A 26,275-nucleotide genomic window follows, 5' to 3' on the forward strand; every position below is an offset into this window, starting at 1 on the left:
CTCTATGCCCTTGCGCCTTGCGCTGCTTTTGCTTGTTACCGGCCTCGCCGCCGGATGTGTTTCATCGGGCTATGACAGCCCCCTGCAAACCGGTAAGGGCCGTGACGAGGCGCGAGTTGCCTATGTGCAACTGGGCTTGGGTTACCTGCAACAAGGCATGAGCGAGCAGGCCAAGGTGCCGCTGGCTAAGGCGCTGGCGCTGGACAGCAACGATGCCGACGCCAATGCCGCACTGGCCCTGGTGTTCCAGGCCCAGGCCGAGCCTGAGTTGGCTGACCGCTATTTTCATAAGGCCCTGGCTTCCCGTCCTGGCGACCCGCGGCTGCTGAACAACTACGGCAGCTTCCTGTTCGAGCAGAAACGTTTTGACCAGGCCGCCCTTTATTTCCAGCAAGCCAGTGCCGATACCCTCTATCCTGAGCGTTCGCGCGTTTTCGAGAACCTCGGCGTGACCTCGATGCGTCTTGGTCAGCGTGACAGCGCGCGCCAGCAACTGGAAAAAGCCCTGCACCTGAACAGTCGCCAGCCACGTGCTTTGCTCGAAATGGCTGAGTTGTCTTACGAAGACAGGCATTATGTGCCGGCACGTGACTATTACGAGCGTTTTAGCCTGCTCAGCGGGCAAAATGCACGTAGTCTATTGCTCGGTGTGCGCCTGGCGACGGTTCATGAAGAACGCGACACGGCCGCACGTTTTGGCCAGCAACTCGAACGACTCTATCCCGGTACGCCGGAATATCAGCAATACCTGTCGGAGCAATGATGAAAGCGGCGCACCCGGAAGTTGTAGCAGCTAATCGCGTAAACCCAGGCGAGACCTTGCGTCAGGCCCGCGAAAGCAATGGCTGGTCGCTGGCAGAAGTGGCCCTCAAGCTCAATTTGACCACCACATCCCTAGGCAACCTGGAAGCGGGCGCGTTCGACAAGCTGCCTGGGCATACCTTCGCCCGCGGCTACATCCGCGCCTACGCCAAACTGCTGGGCATTGACCAGGCCGTGCTGGTCCAGCAATTCGACCAGTTCACCGGTACCGACTCCCAGGGCAGCAGCGTGCACGGCTTGGGTCGCATCGAAGAGCCGGTGCGGGTTTCCCACACCATCTTGCGCATTGTCAGCCTGTTGTTGCTGATTGCCGTGATCGGCGGCGGTTTTGTCTGGTGGCAAGATCAGACTTCCTTGCGAAACAAGGACCAGGTCAGCAGCGCCATGGAGCACGTCGAAGTCGAGAGCGCCGACGGCACCACCCAGATTCATCCGCTGGATGAGCCGGAAGACCAGGCCGTGGCCCAGGCCCAGGCTGAGCCGCAAACGCCGGAGATCGCCGAGCAGGCTGAGCCGCAAACGGCCCCTGCCGAGACCGCCGCTGTTCCGGCTCCGGCGGCACCTGCTGCGCCCGTGCATACCCCGGCGACGCCTGCGCCAGCGACTGCCGCGCCAGCCACCCCAGCCACCCCGGCTGCTCCTGCAATGTCGCCGCCTACCACTCCAGCGTTGATCGCCGGTGACGGGCACGTACAGATTACCTTCATCGCTGACTGCTGGACGCAAGTCACCGATGGCAATGGCAAAGTGCTGTTTAGCGGTCTGAAGCGTAAGGGAGATACGCTCGACCAGGGCGGCAAGCCTCCTTTGACGCTGCGTCTGGGCTTTGCCCGTGGCGCGCAAGTGGCCTACAACGGCCAGCCTGTAGACGTGGCGCCGTTCACCAGTGGCGAGACTGCTCGCCTCAAGTTGGGACAATAGTCATGCACGGCGAATCTCCAATCAAACGTCGCGTATCACGCAAGATCTGGGTCGGCTCAGTGCCGGTGGGTGGCGATGCCCCCATCGCAGTACAGAGCATGACCAACAGCGACACCAATGACGTTGCCGCCACCGTTGCCCAGATCAATCGTCTGGAAGCCGCCGGCGTAGACATCGTACGGGTGTCCGTGCCAGACATGGACGCTGCCGAAGCCTTCGGTCGCATCAAGCAATTGGTCAAGGTGCCGCTGGTTGCCGACATTCACTTCGACTACAAGATCGCGCTGCGTGTAGCCGAACTGGGTGTGGACTGCCTGCGTATCAACCCCGGCAACATTGGCCGTGAAGACCGCGTGCGTGCGGTGGTGGATGCGGCCCGTGATCGCGGGATTCCGATCCGCATCGGCGTTAACGCCGGCTCCCTGGAAAAAGACCTGCAAAAGAAATACGGCGAACCGACCCCTGCCGCGCTGGTTGAATCGGCGCTGCGCCACGTTGAGCACCTTGAGCGCCTGAATTTCCAGGACTTCAAGGTCAGCGTAAAGGCCTCCGACGTGTTCATGGCGGTAGAAGCCTACCGCTTGCTGGCCAAGGAAATCGTGCAGCCGCTGCACCTGGGTATCACTGAAGCTGGCGGTTTACGCTCAGGCACAGTGAAATCTGCGGTGGGTCTGGGTATGCTGCTCGCCGAAGGGATTGGCGATACTATCCGCATCTCGCTTGCTGCTGACCCTGTAGAGGAAGTGAAAGTCGGTTACGACATTCTCAAATCCCTGCGGTTGCGGTCGCGTGGCATCAATTTCATTGCCTGCCCGAGCTGTTCGCGGCAGAACTTCGACGTGGTGAAAACCATGAACGATTTGGAATTGCGCCTCGAGGATCTGCTGGTGCCGCTGGATGTTGCGGTGATCGGTTGCGTGGTCAATGGTCCGGGTGAGGCCAAAGAGGCCCATGTGGGGCTGACCGGTGGTACTCCAAACCTGATTTACATCGACGGCAAGCCGTCGCAGAAGTTGACGAATGACAATCTGGTGGATGAGCTGGAAAAGCTGATCCGCGAGAAAGCGGCCGAGAAGGTCGCAGCTGACGCAGCGCTTATCGCGCGCGGCTAAGAACGAATTTAAGGATTTGATGTGAGCAAGTCTCTGCAAGCCATTCGTGGCATGAACGACATCCTGCCGGAGCAGACGCCGCTGTGGCGCTATTTCGAGAACACGGTCGCGCGCCTGCTGGATAACTACGGTTACAAGCAGATCCGCATGCCGATCGTCGAGTTCACCGAGCTGTTCAAGCGCTCCATCGGTGAAGTGACCGACATCGTCGAAAAAGAGATGTACACCTTTGAAGACCGCAACGGCGACTCCCTGACCCTGCGTCCGGAAGGTACTGCCGCGTGCGTGCGCGCTGTGCTCGAGCATGGCCTCACCGGCGGTGGCCAGCCGCAGAAGCTGTGGTACATCGGCCCGATGTTCCGCCACGAGCGCCCGCAAAAAGGCCGCTATCGCCAGTTCCACCAGATCGGCCTGGAAGTTTTCAACCTTGACGGCCCGGACATCGATGCCGAGCTGATCGTGCTGACCTGGCGCCTGTGGGGCCTGCTGGGTATCCGTGACGCGGTCAAGCTTGAACTCAACAGCCTGGGCACCAGCGAATCCCGGGGCCGCTACCGCGTTGCCCTGGTTGAGTACCTCTCGGCCCACCTGGACAAGTTGGACGAAGACAGCCAGCGCCGTCTGAAAACCAACCCGCTGCGCGTTCTCGATACCAAGAACGCCGACACGCAAGCCGTACTGGTCGACGCGCCGAAAATGGCCGACTACCTGGACGACGAATCCCGCACGCACTTCGAGGGCCTCAAGGCTCGCCTGGATGCAGCCGGTATTCCCTACGTGATCAACCCGAAACTGGTGCGCGGCCTCGATTACTACAGCAAGACTGTGTTCGAGTGGATCACCGACAAGCTCGGCGCCCAGGGCACCGTGTGTGCCGGTGGCCGTTACGACGGCCTGGTCGAGCAGATGGGTGGCAAGCCGACTACTGGTGTGGGCTTTGCCATGGGCATCGAGCGGCTGATCCTGCTGCTGGAAACCCTGGAGCAGGTCCCGGAAGAAATCTCCCGTCAGGTGGACGTGTACCTTTGTGCTTTTGGCGAGGCCGCCGAATTGGCAGCCCTGGCCCTGAGCGAGAGCGTGCGCGACCAGCTGCCGAACCTGCGCCTGCAGATCAATGCTGGCGCCGGCAGCTTCAAGAGCCAGTTCAAGAAGGCCGACAAGAGCGGTGCGCTGTATGCACTGATCCTCGGCGATGACGAGTTGGCCCAGCAAGTGATAGGTTTCAAACCCCTGCGTGGCCAGGGCGAGCAACAGAACATTGCCTTTGATGCGCTCGCCGCGCACTTGGCCACCTGCGTCGTGCAGGGTTGAAGCTGTCGAACAGCCGAATTTAGCGATTAAGGAGTATTGGGGTGTCGAGTACTGATGATGAGCAGCTGGCCGAGTTCAAAGACTGGTGGCAGCGTAACGGCAAGCCCCTGGTTACCGGTGGTCTGCTGGCTTTAGTGGTGGTGTTCGGCTGGCAAGCCTGGACCAAGTATCAGGCCAACCAGTCCCAGGGCGCCTCGATTCTCTATCAGCAATTGCTGGAAACCACGCTGACGCCTGACGGCAAGCCTGACCCTGCGCAAGTGGCGGACCTGGCCGGCAAGCTCAAGAACGAATTCGGCGGTAGCACCTACGCCCAGTACGGCAGCCTGTTCGTCGCGAAAGTCGCGGTCGACACCGGCAAGCTGGATGATGCAGCCACCGAGCTGAAGGCCATCGCCGACAAACCGACCAACCCGACCCTGGGTGAAATCGCACGTCAGCGCCTGGCTCAGGTATTGGCAGCACAGAACAAGGCTGACGAAGCACTCAAACTGCTCGACGGCGATGCGGACAAGGCATTTGTAGCCACTCGCGAAGAGCTCAAGGGCGACCTGTTGGTCCAATTGGGTCGTACCGACGAAGCCAATGCTGCGTACAAGAAAGCCAAGGCGGCGCTGTCTGATGAAGCGGCGGTCGGTGGCTTACAAATCAAGCTGGACGACTTGGCCAAAGGGGATGCGTGACGTGATCCGTTGGAAACATGCAGCATTGCTGGCTCTGGCCGTTCTGGCCGCGGGTTGCAGCAGCAACAGTAAAAAAGAACTGCCTCCTGCCGAGCTGACCAGCTTCAAGGAAGAAGTGGTCCTGCAAAAGCAGTGGAGCCGCTCCATCGGTGACGGTCAGGGCGACACTTACAACATGTTGGTACCGGCAATCGACGGTGACAACATTGTGGCCGCTGACGTGACCGGCGTGGTGATCTCCATGGATCGCATGAACGGCGACGTGAAGTGGAAGAAAGACCTCGAATTGCCCGTCTCCGGCGCCGTAGGCGTGGGTTATGGCCTGGTGATGCTCGGCACGCTGAAAGGCGAAGTCGTGGCCCTGGATTCCAGCACCGGTGAAGAGAAATGGCGCGCTCGCGTGACCAGTGAAGTGCTCGCACCGCCTGCCACCAACGGCGATATCGTCGTGGTACAGACCCAGGACGACCGTGTGATCGGCCTCGACGCCAGCACTGGCGAGCAGCGTTGGTTGTACGACAGCACCCCTGCGGTGCTGACCCTGCGCGGTACCAGTGGTCCGGTTGTGACCAACAATCTGGCCGTTGCAGGCCTGTCGACCGGTAAAGTGGTCGCCCTGGATACCCAGAACGGCGTACCGGCCTGGGAAACCCGTGTGGCCATCCCGCAAGGTCGCTCCGAGCTGGACCGCGTAGTGGACATCGACGGCGGCTTGCTGTTGTCGGGTGAAACCCTCTACGTCGCCACTTACCAGGGCCGCGTTGCCGCGCTGGACCTGCAGAGCGGCCGCGTCAACTGGCAGCGTGATGCTTCCAGCTACGCAGGTGTCGCCCAAGGCTTTGGCAGCGTCTATGTAAGCCTGGCGTCCGGCACCGTTGAAAGTGTCGACGAGCGTTCCACCACTGCACTGTGGAGCAACGACTCGCTGGCTCGCCGTCAACTGTCGGCACCGGAAGTGTTCTCCAGCTACGTAGCGGTAGGCGACTTCGAAGGCTACCTGCACCTGCTGAGCCAGGTAGACGGTCGCTTTGTCGGTCGTGAGCGTATCGACAGCGACGGCCTGCGTGCGCGTCCGCTGGTCGTGGGTAACATGCTTTATGTGTTTGGCAACAGCGGCAAGCTGGAAGCCCTGACCATCAAGTAAGAACTATGCTTGGGGTAACACCCAGGCGGCCCCGCTCAGGCGGGGCATGCGGCATTTGAATATGCTGCCCCGAGCACCAGCCGCTGCCATGCAGCGGCTTTTGTATTTTCTGAAATAACGAAGTGGAGAGCCGCATGGTTCCCGTAATCGCCCTGGTGGGCCGACCTAACGTCGGCAAGTCCACCTTGTTCAACCGCCTGACCAGGACTCGCGACGCCATTGTCGGCGACTTGTCCGGTCTGACCCGTGATCGCCAATACGGTGAGGCAAAGTGGCAAGGGCGCTCCTACATTATCGTCGACACCGGGGGTATCTCCGGTGACGAGCATGGCATGGACGAAAAGATGGCCGAGCAGTCGCTGCTCGCTATCGAAGAAGCCGATGTCGTGTTGTTCCTGGTGGACGCCCGCGCGGGCTACACCGCTGCCGACCAGATGATTGGCGAGCACCTGCGCAAGCGCAACAAGCGTTCCTATCTGGTCGCCAACAAGATCGACAACATCGATCCCGAAGCGGCCCGTGCCGAATTCAGCCCGATGGGCCTGGGCGACGCGATCCCGGTCGCCGGTGCTCACGGTCGCGGCATCACCCAAATGCTGGAAATCGCCCTGCGCGACTTCCCGAAGGATGACGCTGAGGAAGAAGAAGGCGAAGAAGAGATCGTTGCCGAAGGTGAGGAAGCCAAGCGCATTCCTGGCCCGAGCGAAAAAGACGGTATCAAGATCGCTATCATCGGCCGTCCTAACGTGGGCAAGTCGACCCTGGTCAACCGCATGCTCGGTGAAGACCGGGTTATCGTGTACGACCAGCCCGGCACCACCCGCGACAGTATCTACATCCCGTTTGAGCGTAACGACGAGAAGTACACGCTGATCGACACCGCCGGTGTGCGCAAGCGCGGCAAGATCCACGAAGAAGTTGAAAAATTCTCCGTGGTCAAAACCCTGCAAGCGATCAAAGACGCCAACGTGGTGATCTTCGTGATGGACGCCCGCGAAGGCGTGGTGGACCACGACCTCAACTTGCTGGGCTTTGCCCTGGAAGCCGGTCGCGCCCTGGTAATCGCGATCAACAAGTGGGACGGCATGACGCCGAGTGAGCGCGATTTCGTCAAAATCGAGCTGCAGCGTCGGTTGTTCTTCGTCGAGTTCGCGGATATCCACTTTATCTCGGCACTGCACGGCACCGGCGTGGGCAACCTCTACGCGTCCGTACAGAACTCGTTCAAGTCTGCGGTTACCCGCTGGCCGACCAACCGCCTCACCCAGATCCTGGAAGATGCGGTGGGCGAGCACGCTCCGCCGATGGTCAACAACCGCCGGATCAAACTGCGTTACGCCCACTTGGGTGGTGCCAACCCGCCGATTATCGTGATCCACGGTAACCAGATCGAGAAGGTGCCTAAGTCCTACGTGCGTTACCTGGAAAACACCTACCGCCGTGTCTTGAAGCTGGTCGGTACGCCGATCCGCATCGAGTTCAAGGGTGGTGAGAACCCATACGAAGGCAACAAGAACACCTTGACTGACCGTCAGGTGAACAAGAAGCGTCGTTTGATGACTCACCACAAGAAGGCCGACAAGAAGCGCCGCGACAAGAAATAAGCGCTGCTTTGAGTTGTAAGCTACAGGCTGTAAGAGAGGGCTCCTTTGGAGCCCTTTTTTGTGTGCGATGGTTTGTCGCTTGACCCGCCTGTGGCTTGCAGCTTAAAACTTGGGGCTCACCTGCAGGGGCCTCCGATGATCACCAGCAAGCTGCCGAATGTCGGCACCACCATCTTTACCACCATGTCTCAACTGGCCGCCGAAACCGGCGCGCTCAACCTGTCCCAGGGTTTCCCCGACTTCAATGGCCCCCAGGCGTTGCTCGACGCGGTAGGCAAACATATCGCCCTCGGCCATAACCAGTACGCGCCGATGACCGGCCTGCCGGTGCTGCGCCAGCAAGTGGCCGCCAAGATCGCCCGCAGCTATGGCGCCACGGTCAATGTCGACAGCGAAGTGACCATTACCCCTGGCGCCACCGAGGCGATTTTCTGCGCGATCCAGGCGGTGATCCGCAGCGGCGATGAGGTCATTGTGTTCGACCCGTGCTACGACAGCTACGAGCCCTCGGTCGAGCTGGCCGGTGGTCGTTGCGTGCATGTGCAGTTGAGTCTGCAGGGCTTTGCGCTCGACTTCGAACAGATCAAGGCCGCGCTCTCACCGCGTACACGCATGATCATCCTCAACACCCCGCACAACCCCACTGGCGCGCTGATCAGCCGTGCCGAGCTGGACCAATTGGCCGAACTGATCCGCGACCGTGATATCTACCTGGTCAGCGATGAGGTCTACGAACACCTGGTGTTTGATGGCGTGCCCCACGTCAGCGTGCTGGCCCATGAAGAACTGTATCAGCGTGCGTTCGTGGTCAGCTCCTTTGGCAAGACCTACCACGTTACCGGCTGGAAAACCGGCTACGTGGTCGCGCCGCCGGCGCTGACCGCCGAACTGCGCAAGGTGCACCAATACGTCAACTTCTGCGGCGTAACCCCGCTGCAGTTCGCGCTGGCTGACTTCATGGCTGAACACCCGGAGCACGTCGACGAGCTGCCGGGGTTCTATCAAGCCAAGCGCGACCTGTTCTGCGACCTGCTGGCGCCGTCGCGTTTCAGTTTTACCCGGGTCGCCGGCACCTACTTCCAACTGGTGGATTACTCACAGGTTCGCCCGGACCTGGATGACGTCGCCATGTCGCTGTGGATGACCCGCGAACACCGCGTAGCGACGATTCCGGTCTCGGTGTTCTACCAGAACCCACCCCAAGGCCAGCGCCTGGTGCGCCTGTGCTTTGCCAAACGCGAGGAGACGCTGCAGCAAGCGGCGGAAAAACTATGCGTGATTTGAGCACATTGCCGAACTTGAACATCGCCCTGATCCAGACCAGCCTGGCCTGGCATGATCGCCAGGCCAACCTTGAGCATTTCGAGCTGTTGCTGGAGCAGGCCAGGGGGGCCGACCTGATCGTGTTGCCGGAGATGTTCACCACGGGCTTCTCCATGGAATCGGCCACCCTGGCCGAGCCGGAAAATGGCCCGACGCATCACTGGCTCCAGGCCCAGGCAGCCAAGTACGACGCGGTGATCACCGGCAGCGTGATCATCCAGGCCGCCGACGGCAGCCATCGCAACCGTCTGCTGTGGGCGCGCCCGGACGGCGAAGTGTTGCATTACGACAAGCGCCATCTGTTCCGCATGGCCGGCGAACACGACCACTACACCCCCGGCGAGCGTCAGGTGCAGTTCGAATTGAAAGGCTGGCGTATTCGTCCGTTGATTTGCTACGACCTGCGTTTTCCGGTGTGGAGCCGCGATGCTCAGGACACTGACTTGTTGCTGTACACCGCCAACTGGCCAGGTGCGCGGCGACTGCATTGGAACCGTTTGCTGCCGGCGCGGGCCATCGAAAACCTGTGCTACGTGGCGGCAGTGAATCGGGTCGGTACGGATGGCAAGGGCTTTGCCTACACGGGAGACAGCCAGGTGCTGGATTTCCAGGGTGAGACCCTGCTGAGTGCGGGGGAGGCGGATGGGGTGTTTCAGGTGAACCTGGATGCGGCGGAATTAGCGGCGTATCGCACCAAGTTTCCGGCGAACCTGGATGCCGATAGTTTTCAGTTTGTCTGATACACCGCTTTTGCGAGCAAGCCCGCTCCCACATTCGACCGCGTTTATCCAATAGGAATGCGGTCAAATGTGGGAGCGGGCTTGCTCGCGAAGAGGCCATCAGCATCAGCGCTGATTTAAAGCAAAAAAGGCCCCTGGGTTCTCACCCAGGGGCCTTTTGCACTTCAGCGGTAAGTGTTTACGCCGCTTTCGCTTCCTGCTGGCTCAACGAGCGGTTCAGCGCACTGAACAGCGCTTTGAAGCTGGCGGTGGTGATGTTTTCATCAATACCCACGCCATGCACCGGGCGTTCGCCGTTCACACGCAGTTCGATATAGGCAGCCGCCTTGGCGTTGGTGCCAGCACCGATTGCATGTTCGTTGTAGTCCATGATTTCCACGCCAATTGGCAGGCCAGCCACCAAGGCTTCCAGCGCGCCGTTGCCTTTGCCTTTCCAGTGCAGGTTGGTTTCACCCTGGCCCTTGCCCGAGACTTCAACCTCGACAAAGCTGTTGCCGTTCTCTTCCTGCAGGCGGTGGCTGACCAGCGCGTACGGGGTGTTGGCTTGCAGGTATTCACGCTGCAGCAAGGCGTAGATCTGCGGTGCGGTCATCTCCAGGCCCACGCGGTCGGTTTCGGCCTGTACCACTTGGCTGAATTCGATCTGCATGCGACGCGGCAAACTGATGTCGTATTCCTGCTCCAGCAGGTAGGCGATACCGCCTTTGCCCGACTGGCTGTTCACGCGAATCACCGCTTCGTAGCTGCGGCCGATGTCGGCCGGGTCGATCGGCAAGTACGGCACTTCCCACAGCGCATCGTCTTTCTGCTGGGAGAAGCCCTTGCGGATAGCATCCTGGTGGGAACCGGAGAACGCGGTGTGCACCAGGTCGCCGACGTACGGATGACGTGGATGCACCTGGATCTGGTTGCACTCCTCGACGACTTTACGCACGCCGTCGATGTCGGAGAAGTCCAGCTGCGGGTCGAGGCCCTGGGTGTACATGTTCAATGCCACGGTGACCAGGTCGACGTTACCGGTACGCTCGCCGTTGCCGAACAGGCAGCCTTCGACACGATCGGCGCCGGCCATCAGGCCCAACTCGGTGGCGGCTACGCCGGTGCCACGGTCGTTGTGGGTGTGCAGGCTGATGATCACGCTGTCACGGCGGTTGATATGGCGACCGAACCACTCGATCTGGTCGGCATAGATATTTGGCGTGGCGCATTCCACGGTGGCCGGCAGGTTGAGGATCATCTTGTGCTCAGGCGTCGGGTTCCACACCTCGATCACCGCATCACACACTTCCTTGGCGAACTCCAGCTCAGTGGCGCTGAACGTTTCCGGGGAGTATTCGAAGGTCCACTGGGTTTCCGGCTGCTGGGCGGCGTATTTGACGAACAGCTTGGCGGCGTTGACCGCGATGGCCTTGATACCGTCCTTGTCCTGGTTGAACACGATGCGACGGAATGACGGCGACGTGGCGTTGTACAAGTGCACGATGGCTTTTTTGGCGCCGCGCAGAGATTCGAAGGTGCGTGCGATCAAGTCTTCACGGCCCTGGGTCAGCACCTGAATGGTGGTGTCCTCGGGGATGTGGTTGTCTTCGATCAGGGTGCGCACGAAGTCGAAGTCGGTTTGCGATGCCGCCGGGAACGACGCTTCGATTTCCTTCACGCCTACAGCAACCAGGGTCTTCCAGAAACGCAGCTTTTTAACCGCGTCCATCGGTTCGATCAGCGACTGGTTGCCATCACGCAGGTCGGAACTGCACCAGATCGGCGCGGTGGTGATGGTTTTCGACGGCCAGGTGCGGTCCGGGATATCGATGGTCGGGAACGCGCGGTACTTCGAAGACGGGTCTTTGAGCATGCTCATCGGGAAATCCTTTGTTGTAGGGGCCGAGAAAAGGCGGCCTGCCGTGTAACTATTGTTGGGGACGAAGCGTAGGACGAGGCAGATCGATTCAGCCTGGCAGTCGTGCGCTGACGAGGCACAGGCTGCGGTGCTGGCGGAGCTGAATGAGGGTGTGAGAGGTTTTCATAAGCTCAACCCTAACCGCCGGGGTGAAAGATGGCAAGCAGTCGAGAAAAATTGAGAGAAGTTTTGCTATTTGAGTCGGGGGCGAGATTTTGTGGCGGTGAATCAGTTGAGCGCTGGTTTTAATTGCGCAGCCATTACTGGCTGCGCAATTCAAACATTCAGGGTTGGAATGCGCCGATAAAGATCGCCGGGTCTACCCGCGCATCGTTCAGGCTGACATTCCAATGCATATGCGGCCCGGTCGCGCGGCCGGTCGAACCGACCTTGCCCACCACGGCCCCGCGTACCAGTTGTTGGCCGACTTTCACGTCGATGGTCGACATGTGGCAGAACATGCTGATAAAGCCCTGGCCATGGTCGACAAAGACCGTGTTTCCGTTGAAGAAGTAGTTGCCCACCAGAATCACTTTGCCGTTCGCCGGCGTTTTGATCGGCGTGCCGGCGGGTACCGCGAAGTCCAGGCCCGAGTGAGGGTTGCGTTCCTCGCCGTTGAAGAAGCGGCGTACACCGAACTTGCTCGACAGCGGCCCATTCACCGGTTTATCCAGCACCAGATTGCTCGGCAGGTTCGGGCTGAAACTGCGATACGCCTTGATCTGTACCGCCAGCTCGGCTTCGATGCGCTTGAGCTGCGCGGGGTCGGGGTTGACCTGGCTTTTGTTTTTCAGGGTGATGCGTTGTTCCGGGTATTTCTTGTAACCGACGATAAACGGCAGGTTGCGCCCGCCACTGCTGACGCGCTCATTGCCCGGCTTGACCGTCAGTGGAATGCCGACAATTGCCAGCCAGTTGTCTTGCTCCTTCACCACCAGCACCGGCTTGCCCTGGTACGTGGCTTTCGGCGCGTTGGTCGAAGGGCCCAGCTCAACCACCGCAACGCCACCCGGCACCGGTTTGTTCAGGGTGCGGGTGATATAGCTGTCGGCCTGGGCATTAAAGGCGAGGCACAGCAGCATCAAGAGGCTAAGTAAACGTGGCATCGATCAATCCAGTAGCGAAAGGGTAACGGGTGTCAGGTGGTTGTCTTCCACCCGCACTTGCAATTGGCCTTCACCGAGCCGCGCGGTCAGGCGCTGGCCGGTATGGGTCTGCGCAGCAGTGCGAATTGCCTGGCCGCGTTCGTCGAGCAAAATGCTGTAGCCACGGCCCAGGGTCGCCAGCGGGCTCACCACGTGCAACGTCTGCACCTGGCTTTGCAGTTGCAGGCGACGTGCCTTGAGGCCTTCGCGCATCGCGCGCGGCAGGCGTTCGGCAAGGCTCTCCAGGCGCTGGCGCAGCAGGGCCAGTTGGCGACCCGGGTGTTGGCCGGCGAGGCGGGTTTCCAAGCGGATCAGGCGTTCGCGTCGAGTATTAAGGCTGCGCTCGAAGGCGCGGCGCAGGCGCATGTCCAGGTCATCCAGGCGCTGGGCCTGTTGGCGCAGGCGTTCGCCAGGGTGGCGCAGGCGCCGGGCCATGCCTTCCAGCCGCAAGCGGTCGTGTGTCAGCCGATTGCGCATCAGCATCACCAGGCGGCGGTGCAGGTTTTCGACCTGGCGTACCAGGTGGCTGGCGTCTGGCGCGAGCAACTCAGCCGCAGCGGAGGGGGTAGGGGCGCGAACGTCGGCGACGAAATCGCTGATCGACACATCGGTCTCATGGCCCACGGCACTCACGATCGGTGTGATGCAGGCATCCACCGCACGGGCTACGGCTTCTTCGTTGAAGCACCAGAGGTCTTCCAGCGAGCCGCCGCCTCGGGCCAGGATCAGTGCATCGAAGCCACGGGCATCCGCCAGTTTCAGCGCGCGCACAATCTGCGGGATGGCTTCGCGGCCCTGCACGGCCGTGGGAATCAGTGTCAGTTCAATGTTCGGCGCGCGACGGCGGAACACGCTGATGATGTCGCGGATCACCGCACCGGTCGGCGAACTGATAATGCCAATGCGCCGAGGGTGCGCTGGCAGCGGCACTTTGCGTTCGGCACTGAACAGGCCTTCGGCGCTGAGCTTTTCCTTCAAGGCATCAAAGGCCAGGCGCAGCGCACCGTCACCGGCAGGCTCGACGGTATCGAGGATCAACTGGTAGTCGCCACGGCCTTCGAACAGCGAGACCTTGCCGCGCACCTTGACCGCGAGGCCATCCTTGAGCGCCTGACGCACCCGTGCGGCGTTGTTGCGAAACAACGCGCAACGCACTTGGGCGCCGCTGTCCTTGAGGGTGAAATACACGTGGCCGGAAGCGGGGCGGGCGAGGTTGGAGATCTCGCCTTCGACCCAGATATTGGTGAACACGTCTTCGAGCAACACCCGCGCACGGCCGTTGAGCTGGCTGACAGTCAGGACTTCGCGGTCCAGGCCCAGGCGGGCAAAGGGATCTTTAATCATGCGCGGCAGTTTATAGGCATTCGTGCACGGTTTGACAGAACTGCTCCACCAGCGCGCTCGGCGCCTGCGCGTAAGCCAAGGCCACGGTACTCAGGCAGTCGGGGTCGGCAAGGGGCAAAAAGTGCACGTTGGCGGGGGCGATGTGCTGCATGGATTTTGGTAACAAGGCAATACCGAAGCCGGCCTGGATCAGTTGCAACTGGGTGGTCTTGCGCGACATCACCCGCGCGGCCTTGGGAAAAAAGCCCGCGCGCATGCACAGCTCGGCTGACAGATAACTCAGGCCGCCACGCTGCGGATGGGGGATCGAGATAAACGCCTCGTCTTTAAGTTGCGCCAATTCGACAGCTGCATTGCTACGTACCAACCGATGGTCAGGCGGCACGGCCAGCAGCACTTGCTCTTCATACAAAGGCACCACGCGCACGCCTTCGCGCTGGCGCAACACCGGCAAACGCAGCAGGCCGACGTCCAGCCGCCCCTCGGCGATTTCCTCCAGCTGCGCTTCGGAGGACAGTTTGGCGATATCCATCGACACGCCGGGGCAGCGCTCCAGCCAGGTGCTGATGCCTTGCAGCAAGACACCGCTCATCGGCACGGTGCTCGAATGGCTCAGGCGCAGGGTGCCGAGCTGGCCATTGCCCACTTGGGTCGCCATTTCACTGGCCTTGAGCAATTCACTCAACAGGTTGCGCGCCCGTGGGTAGAAGGCCTCGCCGGCTGCGGTCAAGCGCGGTTGGCGCGCGGTGCGCTCGAACAGCGGGGTTTGCAGCTGGGCTTCCAGCTCCTTGATCTGCCGGCTCAGGGCGGACTGGGCGACAAAAAGGCGCTCGGCGGCAGCGCTGAAGCTGCCGCTGTCGGCGATTTCAACGAAGTAACGCAGTTGGCGGGTCGAGATCACGCGTCATGCCTTTTCGAGATAGGTGGTGGGCTTTGAAGATATTAGTCGCAACCCTTACCGATGGCTAAAGTGATGTCCATCTCTAACAAGGAATAACCCATGAGCCCGGTTGAGCTGATGAGCCAATGGTCGTTTAGCGGTGTGGAGTGGCTGCTGATCGGCGTGGGCGTGGTGATTGCCTACATCGTGTTTGGCATCGCCGGGTTCGGCACCGCGCTGGTGGCGGGGCCGATACTGATCGTGTTTATGCCGCTGTCGAAAATCATCCCGCTGCTGGTGTTGCTGGATTTTGTCGCAGCGTTTGGCAACCTGCTGCAATCGCGGCGTGACGTGAACAAGCCGGAGTTGCTGCGACTGCTGCCCTGCATGGCGATTGGCTGCACGCTGGGCGTGGTGTTCTTGCTCAACCTGCATTCCGACCTGTTGTTGCTGTTGATGGGGCTGTTCATCAGCGCCTATGCGATCTACAGCCTGGCGGTGAAAGCGCGTCCCACGCAGCTCGCCAAAGGGTGGGCGGTGCCCATGGGCACGGTCGGTGGGCTGTTTGGCGCGCTGTTCGGCAGCGGCGGCTTTTTATACGCGATCTACCTGAACAGTCGTCTGCCCAAGGACGCAGCGCGCGCCACGCAAAGCGCGCTGATCAGTTGCAGCACGGTGGTGCGCCTGAGTCTGTTCCTGATCGCCGGCGTGTATGCGGATTGGCCGCTGTTGATGTTGGCGCTGTGCCTGCTGCCAGCGATGGCGCTGGGGCTGTGGTTTGGCCGCAGGCTGACGATGCGCATGTCGCGCGAGGCGTTTGTGCGGTTGGTGACGTGGTTGGTGTTGGCCAGTGGGCTTGCGTTGATTGGGCGGTATTTGAGTACTTGACCTGATTTTTTCAGGGATTAAGCTGCCAGCCTTTAGGGCCCCATCGGGGGCAAGCCCGCTCTCACATTGAAATGCGCTCGAATGTGGAAGGGGGCTTGCCCCCGAAGGCGTCAGCAGCCACACCGCAGGACTCCCATGAATTCCCAAAGCATCCTTGTCCCCAAAATCTCCACCTTGCCGGTCCACGAACCCCGCGCCCGGGCGATCGTGCGCTGGCTGGTGCGCAAGAACATCATCAAGGAAGAGCTGACCACCTGCGGCCGCACCGGCAACCGCATGGGCTATGCGTTGGCCGACGGCGCCCGCGCCGTGGTGCTGCACCCCGAGGCGCTGCCGTTCAACGAGCCGGTCAACGGCCTGGAGATCATCTACAAACGCTGCATCTATACGCCAGCCAAGGGCTTTCTCGAAGAGGCCGGCTGCCCTGAGTGCCGCAAGGAAGTCGGCGAAGCGTTGTTCGAAAGCCTGGAAGACTGGATGCCCGGCCACACCGACAACTTCACCTGCCCGCTGTGTGGGCATGAAGACGACATCAACGGGTTTCTGTTCCTGCAGGAATGCGGCTTTTCCAACCTGGGATTCATTTTCAACAACTGGGCGGAGGCGGGGTTCAAGCAGAGCTTTATCGACGAATTTGCCGATTGGCTGGACCAGAAGATGAGTTGGGTCAAAGTAGAACTCTAATCCTTCTATCAGTATTACCAAGTTTGTCAGAGTTTTACATTGAGCCCGACAGGGTGCATGTATATAATGGCGCGCTTCCATTTTCCCGCTCGGGAGCCCCCGCGATGCTGCGTATCAGCCAAGAAGCTCTGACATTCGACGACATTCTCCTAGTACCCGGTTATTCCGAGGTGCTTCCTAACGAAGTCAGTCTCAAGACCCGCCTAACCCGTGGCATCGAGCTGAATATTCCCCTGGTTTCTGCTGCCATGGACACCGTCACCGAAGCCCGTTTGGCAATCGCCATGGCTCAGGAAGGCGGCATCGGCATCATCCACAAGAACATGACTATCGAGCAGCAAGCTGCCGAAGTGCGCAAGGTCAAGCGTTACGAAGCCGGTGTGGTGAAAGATCCAATCACCATCGAAGCCGACGCCACCGTGCGTGACCTGTTCGACCTGACCCGCCTGCACAACATCTCCGGCGTTCCGGTGCTGCACGATGGCGACCTGGTCGGCATCGTCACTTCCCGTGACGTGCGTTTCGAGAACCGTCTTGAAGTCACCGTCCGCGAAGTGATGACGCCGAAAGAGCGTCTGGTCACTGTCAAGGAAGGCGCCGACAAGAACGATGTGCGCGAGCTGCTGCACAAACACCGCATCGAGCGCGTGCTGATCGTCGACGACAAATTCGCCCTCAAAGGCATGATGACCGTCAACGACATCGAAAAAGCCAAGGCTTACCCGCTTGCCAGCAAGGATGACCAAGGTCGTCTGCGCGTGGGCGCTGCCGTCGGCACCGGTAAAGACACCGGCGACCGCGTTGCTGCGCTGGTTGCTGCCGGCGTGGACGTGGTAGTGGTCGACACTGCCCACGGCCACTCCAAAGGCGTGATCGACCGCGTGCGCTGGGTCAAACAGAACTTCCCTGATGTGCAAGTGATCGGCGGCAATATCGCCACCGGCGCTGCCGCCAAGGCCCTGGCCGAAGCGGGCGCCGATGCGGTCAAGGTCGGTATCGGCCCGGGCTCGATCTGCACCACGCGTATCGTCGCCGGTGTAGGCGTGCCACAAATCAGCGCCATCGCCAACGTCGCCGCTGCCCTTGAAGGCACTGGCGTTCCGTTGATCGCCGACGGCGGCATCCGTTTCTCCGGTGACCTGTCCAAGGCCATCGTAGCCGGTGCCTCCTGCGTGATGATGGGCTCGATGTTCGCCGGTACTGAAGAAGCGCCGGGCGAGATCGAACTGTTCCAGGGCCGTTCGTACAAGGCTTACCGTGGCATGGGTTCGCTGGGCGCCATGTCCCAGGCGCAAGGCTCTTCCGACCGCTACTTCCAGGACTCCTCGGCAGGCGCCGAGAAGCTCGTCCCGGAAGGCATCGAAGGCCGTGTGCCGTACAAAGGCACCCTGAGCGCGATCATCCATCAACTGATGGGCGGCCTGCGTTCCTCGATGGGCTACACCGGCAGCGCCGACATCGAAGAAATGCGCACCAAGCCAGAGTTCGTACGGATCACCGGCGCCGGCATGGCTGAATCCCATGTCCACGACGTGCAGATCACCAAGGAAGCGCCGAACTACCGCGTAGGTTGAGGCTTCCAGCAAAACGTTAAGTAACCGGGGCTGTTCTTTCAGCCCCGAGTTGTTTCTGATTCATTAGACGAGACTGACTTCATGGCCCTCGACATTCACGCCCACCGCATCCTGATCCTCGACTTCGGTTCCCAGTACACCCAGCTGATCGCCCGCCGCGTGCGTGAAATCGGCGTGTACTGCGAACTGCACCCGTTCGACATGGATGACGAAGCGATCCGCGAATTCGCACCTAAAGGCGTCATCCTCGCCGGTGGCCCCGAGTCCGTGCACGAAGCCAACAGCCCGCGCTGCCCGCAAGCCGTGTTCGACCTGGGCGTGCCTGTTTTCGGTATCTGCTACGGCATGCAAACCATGGCCGAGCAACTGGGCGGCAAGGTTGAAGGTTCCGAGCTGCGTGAATTCGGTTATGCCCGTGTCGACGTGGTCGGCAAGAGCCGCCTGCTGGACGGCATCGAAGACCACGTCGACGCCGACGGCCTGTTCGGCCTCGACGTGTGGATGAGCCACGGTGACAAGGTCACCAAGATGCCGGAAGACTTCCACATCCTGGCGAGCACCCCGAGCTGCCCGATCGCTGGCATGTTCAGCGACGAGCGTCGTTACTACGGCGTGCAGTTCCACCCGGAAGTGACCCACACCAAGCAAGGCGGGCGCATTCTGTCGCGCTTCATCCTCGACATCTGCGAGTGTGAAGCCCTGTGGACCCCGTCGAAAATCGCTGAAGACGCCATCGCCCAGGTTCGCGCCCAGGTTGGCACTGACAACGTACTGCTCGGCCTGTCCGGCGGCGTTGACTCCTCCGTGGTTGCCGCGCTGCTGCACAAAGCCATCGGCGACCAGCTGACGTGCGTGTTCGTCGACAACGGCCTGCTGCGCCTGCACGAAGGCGAGCAGGTTATGGCCATGTTCGCCGAAAACATGGGCGTCAAGGTGATCCGCGCCAACGCCGAAGATCAGTTCCTCAACAACCTGGCTGGCGAAAGCGACCCAGAGAAGAAGCGCAAGATCATCGGCCGCACCTTCATCGACGTATTCGATGCCCAGTCGAACAAACTGGACAACATCAAGTACCTCGCCCAGGGCACCATCTACCCTGACGTGATCGAGTCGGCCGGCGCCAAGAGCGGCAAGGCCCACGTGATCAAGTCCCACCACAACGTGGGTGGCCTGCCTGAGGAAATGAACCTCAAGCTGGTAGAACCGCTGCGCGAACTGTTCAAGGACGAAGTCCGCCGTCTGGGCCTGGAACTCGGCCTGCCGTACGACATGGTCTACCGCCATCCATTCCCGGGCCCGGGCCTGGGTGTGCGCATCCTCGGTGAAGTGAAGAAGGAATACGCGGACCTGCTGCGTCGCGCCGACCACATCTTCATCGAAGAACTGCGCAAGGCCGACTGGTACCACAAGGTCAGCCAGGCCTTCGTGGTGTTCCAACCGGTTAAGTCCGTGGGCGTTGTAGGCGATGGCCGTCGTTACGCGTGGGTTGTTGCGCTGCGTGCCGTAGAAACCATCGACTTCATGACCGCCCGCTGGGCACACCTGCCGTACGAACTGCTGGAGACTGTCAGCGGCCGTATCATCAATGAGATCGAAGGTATTTCGCGCGTTACTTATGACGTGTCGAGCAAGCCGCCGGCTACGATTGAGTGGGAGTGATCCCTTCTAAGGGTTAACCGCTAAGGCACAAAAAAAGCCGCTTGTCTGTTGAAGACAAGCGGCTTTTTTATGCGCGTTGTCAGGCGCGGGTCTACAGGTATTTCACCTGCAACGTAGCGTGGCCATCGATGGGCACTTCTTCGGTCAGGGTTAGCGTTTTTGCGGGGGCGATGTAGGTGTAATACACCACGACAGCATCCAGCGTGGTGATGGCGGCGGGCACGTTGCTTGGGTTGTTCGCGCCGGTCACGGCGAGCAATGCCGCATGGGTCAAGTTGCTGCCGGAGCGCCAGGTAGCACCGTTGTTGGTGGACATGATGGTTCGCATCGGCCCGGAGTCGCTGACCGGGTCCACCAGGCTCAAGGCGAGGTAGCCGAGTTTTTCCGTGCCGTTGATCAGGCCCAGGCCGTGGAGGCTGGGCACCGTTGAGGAGCCTGCTCGATTATCGACGGTGGTCATGGCCAGCAGCGTGGCGCCTTCGCAGTGGAGGCTCAATTGCAGGCGGTGCTGGGGCAGGATCGTGATGTCTTCAACGTTCAGGTCCTTGGCCGCCAATTTACCGTGATCGATGGCCCCGCCGTTGGTGAGGCTGGGCTGGCAGGCGCTCGGGGTGATGCGGCCACGGATGTTCAGGTCGGTGGCAGAGGCTGGGGACGCAAGGGCGCTCTCGCTCAGCAGCAGGGCCGCGAGGAGTGGGGGGAGTAGTTTTTTCATGGTCGGCTCGGTATCGGCAAAGGGTCGATGATGCCCCTCTTGGTGGGGCAGAACCTTAGCGCCAAGTACCGGCCAGCGGAATGCAACAATTACGACAATGGCCGCGGCGTCAGTCAACCTATGTAACAACTGACACTCTGCCATCGGGAGCAAGCCCCCTCCCACATTGTTTCTATGGTGTTCTTACAGCTGTGGGTTATCTTCCGGCGGTTTGGTCTTGTCCACGCCCGGCACATGCAGGTTGCCTTCCACCACCTGGTTGCCTTCCAGCTGCGGCTGGGTCACCCAGGTCAGGATGTCGTAATAACGCCGGATGTTCGCCACAAAGTGCACCGGCTCGCCGCCACGGGCATAGCCGTAGCGGGTCTTGCTGTACCACTGCTTCTGCGAGAGGCGTGGCAGCATCTTCTTCACGTCCAGCCACTTGTTCGGGTTGAGGCCTTCCTTTTTCGCCAGGATACGTGCGTCGTCCAGGTGCCCGGTGCCGACGTTATAGGCGGCGAGGGCGAACCAGGTACGGTCGGGCTCGGCGATCTTGTCGTCCAGCTCATCCTTGATCTTGGCCAGGTACTTGGCGCCGCCCATGATGCTCTGCTTGGCGTCCAGGCGGTTGGACACGCCCATGGCCTGGGCGGTGTTCTGGGTCAGCATCATCAGGCCGCGCACGCCGGTTTTGGACGTGACCGCCGGTTGCCACAGTGATTCCTGATAGCCGATGGCCGCCAATAGGCGCCAATCGACCTTTTCTTCCTTGGCGTAGGCGCGAAAGTGTTTCTCGTATTTGGGCAGGCGCTGCTGCAGATGCTGGGCGAAGGTGTAGGCGCCAACATAGCCAAGCACGTCGACATGCCCGTAGTAGCGGTCTTTCAGCCGCTGCAGGGTGCCGTTCTTCTCAACTTTGTCCAGGTAGCTGTTGATCTCGTTGAGCAGGCTGTTATCAACACCCGCGGCCACGGCCCAGCTCTGGTGGCTGGCATTGCCGAGGTCGAACGCCACGCGCACGTTGGGGAAGTACACCTGGTTCATCGCGACTTCGTTGGAGTCCACCAGGGTCAGGTCGATCTGGCCCTCGTCGACCATGCGCAACAGGTCGACCACCTCAACGGCGTCGGACTCTTCGTATTCAATCGCAGGGTTCTGTTTTTTCAGCTCGGCCAATTGTTCGGCGTGGGTGCTGCCTTTGAGCACCATGATCTTCTTGCCCACCAGATCGGCCGCGTTGGTCGGGCGCGATTGGCCGTTGCGGTAGATGATCTGCGGGGTGACTTCCAGATATGGGTGGGAGAACCGCACCTGCTGCAGGCGCTGCTCGCTGCTGACCAGGCCGGCGGCGGCCAGGACCGGGCCATTGGGTTTGCCCAATTGGCCGAACAGGTCGTCGAGGTTATCGGCGGTCTCGATCTCCAGCTTCACCCCCAGGTCGTCGGCAAAGCGCTTGACCAGCTCGTATTCGAAGCCGGTTTCACCGTTGCGGTCCTGGAAATAAGTCGCCGGGCTGTTCCGGGTAATCACCCGCAATACGCCATCCTCCTTGATTCGCTCGAGCGTGCTGGGTTTATCAACACAGGCGCTGAGCATCAGGAAGAGTCCGGTTGCGATGAGCCATTTGGCGCATCGCGGGCGCAAAGCAGTTGGGGAGAACATCTGCGCAGTATACGCAAACGGCTCACGGCGCCATATCTCGACAGCGGCGGACTTGTCTGCTAGCACCGCCAAAACTGTGCTGCAGCCCGCAGAAACGTGGCCTGGCGGCTAATTATGACGGTTAAAATAACTGCGCCCAGTGCCTTGGCGAATGCCCTGATATCGTGCAAACCGTGCCAACTGACGTTCGGCAACGGCCTGCGGTGCCGTTTCGGGTGCCGTTGGCGCAGCTTTACGCTAGAATGCACGGCCTCAAAGCACACCCCCTTCCCGAGGCTGTCCCGAAGATGTTGATCCTGCGCGGCGCTCCTGCCCTTTCTGCCTTTCGCCACAGCAAACTCCTTGAGCAACTGAGCCAGAAGGTTCCAGCGGTTACAGGCCTGTATGCTGAATTTGCTCACTTCGCCGACGTTACCGGCGTCTTGACCGCCGACGAACAGCAAGTGCTCGCACGCCTTCTGAAGTACGGTCCCAGCGTTCCCGTTCAAGAGCCGACCGGCCGCTTGTTCCTGGTTCTGCCACGGTTCGGCACCATCTCGCCCTGGTCGAGCAAGGCCAGCGATATCGCCCGCAACTGTGGCTTGGAAAAAATCCAGCGCCTGGAGCGTGGTATCGCTTTCTATGTAGCCGGCCAGTTCAGCGATGCCGAGGCCGAGCTGATCGCCAGCAGCCTGCACGACCGCATGACCCAGATCATCGTCAGCCAGTTGGAACAGGCTGCCGGCCTGTTCAGCCATGCCGAACCCAAGCCGCTGACCGCGATTGACGTGCTCGGCGGTGGCCGCGCCGCCCTCGAGAAGGCCAACACCGAACTGGGCCTGGCGCTTGCCGAAGACGAGATCGACTACCTGGTCAATGCCTTCAACGGCTTGAAGCGCAACCCGCACGACATCGAACTGATGATGTTTGCCCAGGCCAACTCCGAGCACTGCCGTCACAAGATCTTCAACGCCAGTTGGGATATCGACGGCGAAAGCCAGGAAAAAAGCCTGTTCGGCATGATCAAGAACACCTACGTGATGCACAGCGAAGGCGTCCTGTCGGCTTATAAAGACAACGCTTCGGTAATCGTCGGTTCCGTCGCCGGGCGTTTCTTCCCGGACCCTGAAACCCGCCAGTACGGCGCGGTGCAGGAGCCGGTGCACATCCTGATGAAGGTTGAAACCCACAACCACCCGACCGCGATTGCCCCGTTCCCGGGCGCAGCCACCGGTTCCGGCGGCGAAATCCGTGACGAAGGTGCAACCGGCCGTGGCGCCAAGCCTAAGGCGGGCCTGACCGGTTTCACCGTGTCCAACCTGCAGATCCCAGGCTTCGAACAGCCGTGGGAAGTGCCGTACGGCAAGCCTGAGCGCATCGTTACCGCGCTGGACATCATGATCGAAGGCCCGCTGGGCGGCGCCGCGTTCAACAACGAATTCGGGCGTCCGGCACTCACCGGCTACTTCCGTACGTTCGAGCAGTCCATCACCACCCCGCGTGGCGATGAAGTGCGCGGTTACCACAAGCCGATCATGTTGGCCGGCGGCATGGGCAACATCCGTGAAGAACACGTCAAGAAAGGCGAGATCCTGGTCGGCTCCAAGCTGATCGTGCTCGGCGGCCCGGCCATGTTGATCGGCCTGGGCGGCGGCGCAGCTTCTTCCATGGCCACCGGCACCAGCTCGGCTGACCTGGACTTTGCGTCCGTACAGCGCGAAAACCCGGAAATGGAACGCCGCTGCCAGGAAGTCATCGACCGTTGCTGGCAGTTGGGTGACAAGAACCCGATCAGCTTTATCCACGACGTCGGCGCCGGTGGTTTGTCCAACGCCTTCCCGGAACTGGTCAACGATGGCGACCGTGGTGGCCGTTTCGAACTGCGCAACATTCCAAACGACGAGCCGGGCATGGCCCCGCACGAAATCTGGAGCAACGAATCCCAGGAACGCTACGTACTGGCGGTTGGCGCTGAAGACTTCGCGCGCTTCCAGGCCATCTGCGAACGCGAGCGCTGCCCGTTTGCCGTGGTCGGCGAAGCCACTGCCGAGCCGCAGCTGACTGTGACCGACAGCCATTTTGGCAACAACCCGGTCGACATGCCGCTCGAAGTGCTGCTGGGCAAAGCCCCGCGCATGCACCGTTCGGCGGTACGTGAAGCCGAGCTGGGCGATGATTTCGACCCAAGCCAACTCGACCTGACCGACAGCATCGAACGCGTGCTGCATCACCCGGCCGTGGCGAGCAAAAGCTTCCTGATCACCATCGGCGACCGCACCATCACCGGCCTGGTGGCCCGTGACCAAATGGTCGGCCCGTGGCAGGTGCCGGTGGCCGACGTCGCCGTCACCGCCACCAGCTTCGACGTGTACACCGGTGAAGCCATGGCCATGGGCGAGCGTACGCCGCTGGCCCTGCTGGACGCCCCGGCGTCGGGCCGCATGGCCATTGGTGAAACCCTCACCAACATTGCCGCCTCGCGCATCGGCAAGCTGTCCGACATCAAACTGTCGGCCAACTGGATGTCCGCTGCTGGTCACCCAGGTGAAGACGCGCGTCTGTACGACACCGTCAAGGCTGTCGGCATGGAGCTGTGCCCCGAGCTGGGCATCACCATTCCGGTGGGCAAGGACTCCATGTCCATGGCCACCCGTTGGAACGATGAAGGCGTCGACAAGACTGTAACGTCGCCGCTGTCGCTGATCGTTACCGGTTTTGCACCGGTCACCGACATCCGCCAGACCCTGACCCCGCAACTGCGTATGGACAAGGGCACCACCGACCTGATCCTGATCGACCTGGGCCGTGGCCAGAACCGCATGGGCGCCTCGATCCTCGCGCAAACCCACGGCAAACTCGGCAAGCACGCGCCGGACGTGGATGACGCCGAAGACCTCAAAGCCTTCTTCGCCGTGATCCAGGGCCTGAATGCCGACGGCCACCTGCTGGCTTACCACGACCGTTCCGACGGTGGTTTGCTGACCAGCGTGGTCGAGATGGCGTTCGCCGGTCACTGCGGCCTGAACATCGTGCTCGACAGCGTTGCCGAGGATGCATCCGAGATCAACGGCATCCTGTTCAACGAAGAGTTGGGCGCCGTGATCCAGGTTCGCCAGGACGCTACCCCGGACGTACTCGCACAGTTCAGCGCCGCTGGCCTGGACGACTGCGTGGCGGTGATCGGCCAGCCGATCAACAACGGTGAAATCAACATCTCCTTCAATGGCGATACCGTGTTTGCCGGCCAGCGCCGCTTGCTGCAACGCCAGTGGGCCGAGACCAGCTACCAGATCCAACGCCTGCGTGATAACGCCGACTGCGCCGAGCAGGAATTCGACGTGATCCTGGAAGAAGAAAACCCGGGCCTGAGCATCAAGCTCAGCTTCGACGTCAACCAGGACATCGCCGCGCCTTACATCAAAAAAGGCATCCGCCCACAAGTTGCGGTGCTGCGTGAGCAGGGCGTCAACGGCCAGGTGGAAATGGCGGCCGCGTTCGACCGCGCCGGCTTCAATGCGATTGACGTGCACATGAGCGACATCCTCGCCGGTCGCGTCGACCTCAACGAGTTCAAAGGCCTTGTAGCCTGCGGCGGTTTCTCCTACGGCGACGTGCTGGGTGCCGGTGAAGGCTGGGCCAAGTCGGCCCTGTTCAACAGCCGTGCCCGCGACGCGTTCCAGGGTTTCTTCGAGCGTAACGACAGCTTCACCCTGGGTGTGTGCAACGGTTGCCAGATGATGTCCAACCTCAGCGAACTGATCCCGGGCAGCGAGTTCTGGCCGCACTTTGTGCGTAACCGTTCCGAGCAGTTCGAAGCCCGTGTGGCCATGGTGCAGGTGCAGGAGTCGAACTCGATCTTCCTGCAAGGCATGGCCGGTTCGCGCATGCCGATCGCCATCGCCCACGGCGAAGGCCATGCCGAGTTCGCCAACGAAGAAGCCTTGCTCGAAGCCGACCTGTCCGGTTGCGTGGCGATGCGTTTCGTCGACAACCACGGCAAGGTTACCGAGAGCTACCCGGCCAACCCGAACGGCTCGCCGCGCGGGATCACCGGCCTCACCAGCCGCGACGGCCGCGTGACCATCATGATGCCGCACCCGGAGCGTGTATTCCGCGCCGTGCAGAACTCGTGGCGCCCGGAAGAGTGGGACGAGGACGGCGCCTGGATGCGCATGTTCCGCAACGCCCGCGTGTGGGTGAACTAAG

At 61.1% G+C, this 26,275-nt stretch carries 20 protein-coding genes; 14 read left to right on the forward strand and 6 right to left on the reverse strand.

Annotation, left to right across the window (positions count from 1 at the left end):
* Positions 1–4: 4 nt before the first annotated feature.
* The 9 genes from pilW to GIW02_RS01670 all read left to right on the forward strand — a co-directional run bounded on the left by pilW (position 5) and on the right by GIW02_RS01670 (position 9,660).
* Positions 5–763 carry a type IV pilus biogenesis/stability protein PilW gene (gene pilW / locus GIW02_RS01630; RefSeq protein ID WP_236421756.1) on the forward strand — a complete coding sequence of 253 codons (759 nt, stop codon included), beginning with the start codon at positions 5–7 and terminating at the stop codon, positions 761–763.
* Positions 763–1,743, forward strand: a complete 981-nt coding sequence (locus GIW02_RS01635) for a helix-turn-helix domain-containing protein (RefSeq protein WP_236421757.1) — start codon at positions 763–765, stop codon at positions 1,741–1,743. Before pilW ends, GIW02_RS01635 begins: the two co-directional genes overlap by 1 nt.
* A 2-nt stretch (positions 1,744–1,745) precedes the next feature.
* Positions 1,746–2,855, forward strand: a complete 1,110-nt coding sequence (gene ispG / locus GIW02_RS01640; protein ID WP_003175952.1) for a flavodoxin-dependent (E)-4-hydroxy-3-methylbut-2-enyl-diphosphate synthase — start codon at positions 1,746–1,748, stop codon at positions 2,853–2,855.
* A 21-nt stretch (positions 2,856–2,876) separates the two neighbouring features.
* Positions 2,877–4,166 carry a histidine--tRNA ligase gene (hisS, locus tag GIW02_RS01645; RefSeq protein ID WP_236414065.1) on the forward strand — a complete coding sequence of 430 codons (1,290 nt, stop codon included), beginning with the start codon at positions 2,877–2,879 and terminating at the stop codon, positions 4,164–4,166.
* Positions 4,167–4,207: 41 nt separating this feature from the next.
* On the forward strand, positions 4,208–4,849 hold the full coding sequence (locus tag GIW02_RS01650; RefSeq protein ID WP_101272842.1) for a YfgM family protein: 642 nt from the start codon (positions 4,208–4,210) through the stop codon (positions 4,847–4,849).
* Positions 4,842–5,993, forward strand: a complete 1,152-nt coding sequence (gene bamB / locus GIW02_RS01655; RefSeq protein ID WP_124525058.1) for an outer membrane protein assembly factor BamB — start codon at positions 4,842–4,844, stop codon at positions 5,991–5,993. Before GIW02_RS01650 ends, bamB begins: the two co-directional genes overlap by 8 nt.
* Positions 5,994–6,127: 134 nt before the next feature.
* Positions 6,128–7,597, forward strand: coding sequence for a ribosome biogenesis GTPase Der (gene der / locus GIW02_RS01660; RefSeq protein WP_053135513.1), 1,470 nt, complete (start codon positions 6,128–6,130; stop codon positions 7,595–7,597).
* 135 nt (positions 7,598–7,732) lie between these two features.
* Positions 7,733–8,881, forward strand: a complete 1,149-nt coding sequence (locus tag GIW02_RS01665; RefSeq protein ID WP_236414063.1) for a pyridoxal phosphate-dependent aminotransferase — start codon at positions 7,733–7,735, stop codon at positions 8,879–8,881.
* Positions 8,869–9,660: an amidohydrolase gene (locus GIW02_RS01670; RefSeq protein ID WP_236414061.1), complete on the forward strand. Its 792-nt coding sequence runs from the start codon at positions 8,869–8,871 to the stop codon at positions 9,658–9,660. The genes GIW02_RS01665 and GIW02_RS01670 overlap by 13 nt, the downstream gene beginning before the upstream one ends.
* Positions 9,661–9,838: 178 nt before the next feature.
* On the opposite strand, the gene leuA is transcribed toward GIW02_RS01670, so the two are convergent.
* The 4 genes from leuA to GIW02_RS01690 form a co-directional block, all read right to left on the reverse strand.
* Positions 9,839–11,518, reverse strand: coding sequence for a 2-isopropylmalate synthase (leuA, locus tag GIW02_RS01675; protein WP_017530007.1), 1,680 nt, complete (start codon positions 11,516–11,518; stop codon positions 9,839–9,841).
* 323 nt (positions 11,519–11,841) lie between these two features.
* Complete coding sequence (locus GIW02_RS01680; RefSeq protein ID WP_236414059.1) at positions 11,842–12,663, reverse strand: M23 family metallopeptidase; 822 nt, start codon at positions 12,661–12,663, stop codon at positions 11,842–11,844.
* A gap of 3 nt (positions 12,664–12,666) precedes the next feature.
* A complete protein-coding gene (gene xseA, locus GIW02_RS01685; RefSeq protein WP_236414057.1) occupies positions 12,667–14,046 on the reverse strand; it encodes an exodeoxyribonuclease VII large subunit in 1,380 nt (459 codons plus the stop codon).
* A 10-nt stretch (positions 14,047–14,056) separates the two neighbouring features.
* Positions 14,057–14,947, reverse strand: a complete 891-nt coding sequence (locus tag GIW02_RS01690) for a LysR family transcriptional regulator (protein WP_236414055.1) — start codon at positions 14,945–14,947, stop codon at positions 14,057–14,059.
* Positions 14,948–15,046: 99 nt separating this feature from the next.
* On the opposite strand from GIW02_RS01690, the gene GIW02_RS01695 reads away from it, so the two are divergent.
* From GIW02_RS01695 to guaA, 4 genes are all read left to right on the forward strand, one after another.
* A complete protein-coding gene (locus GIW02_RS01695; RefSeq protein WP_236414047.1) occupies positions 15,047–15,814 on the forward strand; it encodes a sulfite exporter TauE/SafE family protein in 768 nt (255 codons plus the stop codon).
* A gap of 135 nt (positions 15,815–15,949) precedes the next feature.
* Complete coding sequence (locus GIW02_RS01700) at positions 15,950–16,498, forward strand: sugar ABC transporter ATPase (protein WP_135291200.1); 549 nt, start codon at positions 15,950–15,952, stop codon at positions 16,496–16,498.
* A 104-nt stretch (positions 16,499–16,602) separates the two neighbouring features.
* Entirely contained in the window at positions 16,603–18,072 is a 1,470-nt protein-coding gene (gene guaB, locus GIW02_RS01705) for an IMP dehydrogenase (protein WP_003209646.1), read from the forward strand.
* Between the two features lie 81 nt (positions 18,073–18,153).
* Complete coding sequence (gene guaA, locus GIW02_RS01710) at positions 18,154–19,731, forward strand: glutamine-hydrolyzing GMP synthase (protein ID WP_016977685.1); 1,578 nt, start codon at positions 18,154–18,156, stop codon at positions 19,729–19,731.
* 91 nt (positions 19,732–19,822) lie between these two features.
* Here the strand turns inward: guaA and GIW02_RS01715 are convergent, their stop codons facing one another.
* Positions 19,823–20,446, reverse strand: a complete 624-nt coding sequence (locus GIW02_RS01715) for a DUF1120 domain-containing protein (RefSeq protein WP_236414045.1) — start codon at positions 20,444–20,446, stop codon at positions 19,823–19,825.
* A 183-nt stretch (positions 20,447–20,629) separates the two neighbouring features.
* Positions 20,630–22,090 (reverse strand): membrane-bound lytic murein transglycosylase MltF, encoded by a 1,461-nt coding sequence (mltF, locus tag GIW02_RS01720; protein WP_236414043.1) that lies wholly within the window; start codon positions 22,088–22,090, stop codon positions 20,630–20,632.
* Between the two features lie 287 nt (positions 22,091–22,377).
* Between mltF and purL the strand changes: the two genes are divergently transcribed.
* Positions 22,378–26,274: a phosphoribosylformylglycinamidine synthase gene (gene purL / locus GIW02_RS01725; RefSeq protein WP_236414037.1), complete on the forward strand. Its 3,897-nt coding sequence runs from the start codon at positions 22,378–22,380 to the stop codon at positions 26,272–26,274.
* Position 26,275: the final 1 nt, after the last annotated feature.

Source organism: Pseudomonas syringae, assembly GCF_021606685.1.
Lineage (GTDB): Bacteria > Pseudomonadota > Gammaproteobacteria > Pseudomonadales > Pseudomonadaceae > Aquipseudomonas > Aquipseudomonas syringae_R.

Coding starts and splice junctions, on each gene's coding strand:
- ispG (WP_003175952.1), top strand. CDS start 1,746: ATGCACGGCGAATCTCCAATCAAACGTCGCGTATCACGCAAGATCTGG.
- mltF (WP_236414043.1), bottom strand. CDS start 22,090: ATGTTCTCCCCAACTGCTTTGCGCCCGCGATGCGCCAAATGGCTCATC.
- GIW02_RS01695 (WP_236414047.1), top strand. CDS start 15,047: ATGAGCCCGGTTGAGCTGATGAGCCAATGGTCGTTTAGCGGTGTGGAG.
- guaA (WP_016977685.1), top strand. CDS start 18,154: ATGGCCCTCGACATTCACGCCCACCGCATCCTGATCCTCGACTTCGGT.
- GIW02_RS01680 (WP_236414059.1), bottom strand. CDS start 12,663: ATGCCACGTTTACTTAGCCTCTTGATGCTGCTGTGCCTCGCCTTTAAT.
- leuA (WP_017530007.1), bottom strand. CDS start 11,518: ATGAGCATGCTCAAAGACCCGTCTTCGAAGTACCGCGCGTTCCCGACC.
- pilW (WP_236421756.1), top strand. CDS start 5: ATGCCCTTGCGCCTTGCGCTGCTTTTGCTTGTTACCGGCCTCGCCGCC.
- xseA (WP_236414057.1), bottom strand. CDS start 14,046: ATGATTAAAGATCCCTTTGCCCGCCTGGGCCTGGACCGCGAAGTCCTG.
- purL (WP_236414037.1), top strand. CDS start 22,378: ATGTTGATCCTGCGCGGCGCTCCTGCCCTTTCTGCCTTTCGCCACAGC.
- GIW02_RS01635 (WP_236421757.1), top strand. CDS start 763: ATGAAAGCGGCGCACCCGGAAGTTGTAGCAGCTAATCGCGTAAACCCA.
- bamB (WP_124525058.1), top strand. CDS start 4,842: ATGCGTGACGTGATCCGTTGGAAACATGCAGCATTGCTGGCTCTGGCC.
- der (WP_053135513.1), top strand. CDS start 6,128: ATGGTTCCCGTAATCGCCCTGGTGGGCCGACCTAACGTCGGCAAGTCC.
- GIW02_RS01665 (WP_236414063.1), top strand. CDS start 7,733: ATGATCACCAGCAAGCTGCCGAATGTCGGCACCACCATCTTTACCACC.
- GIW02_RS01700 (WP_135291200.1), top strand. CDS start 15,950: ATGAATTCCCAAAGCATCCTTGTCCCCAAAATCTCCACCTTGCCGGTC.
- GIW02_RS01670 (WP_236414061.1), top strand. CDS start 8,869: ATGCGTGATTTGAGCACATTGCCGAACTTGAACATCGCCCTGATCCAG.
- GIW02_RS01715 (WP_236414045.1), bottom strand. CDS start 20,446: ATGAAAAAACTACTCCCCCCACTCCTCGCGGCCCTGCTGCTGAGCGAG.
- guaB (WP_003209646.1), top strand. CDS start 16,603: ATGCTGCGTATCAGCCAAGAAGCTCTGACATTCGACGACATTCTCCTA.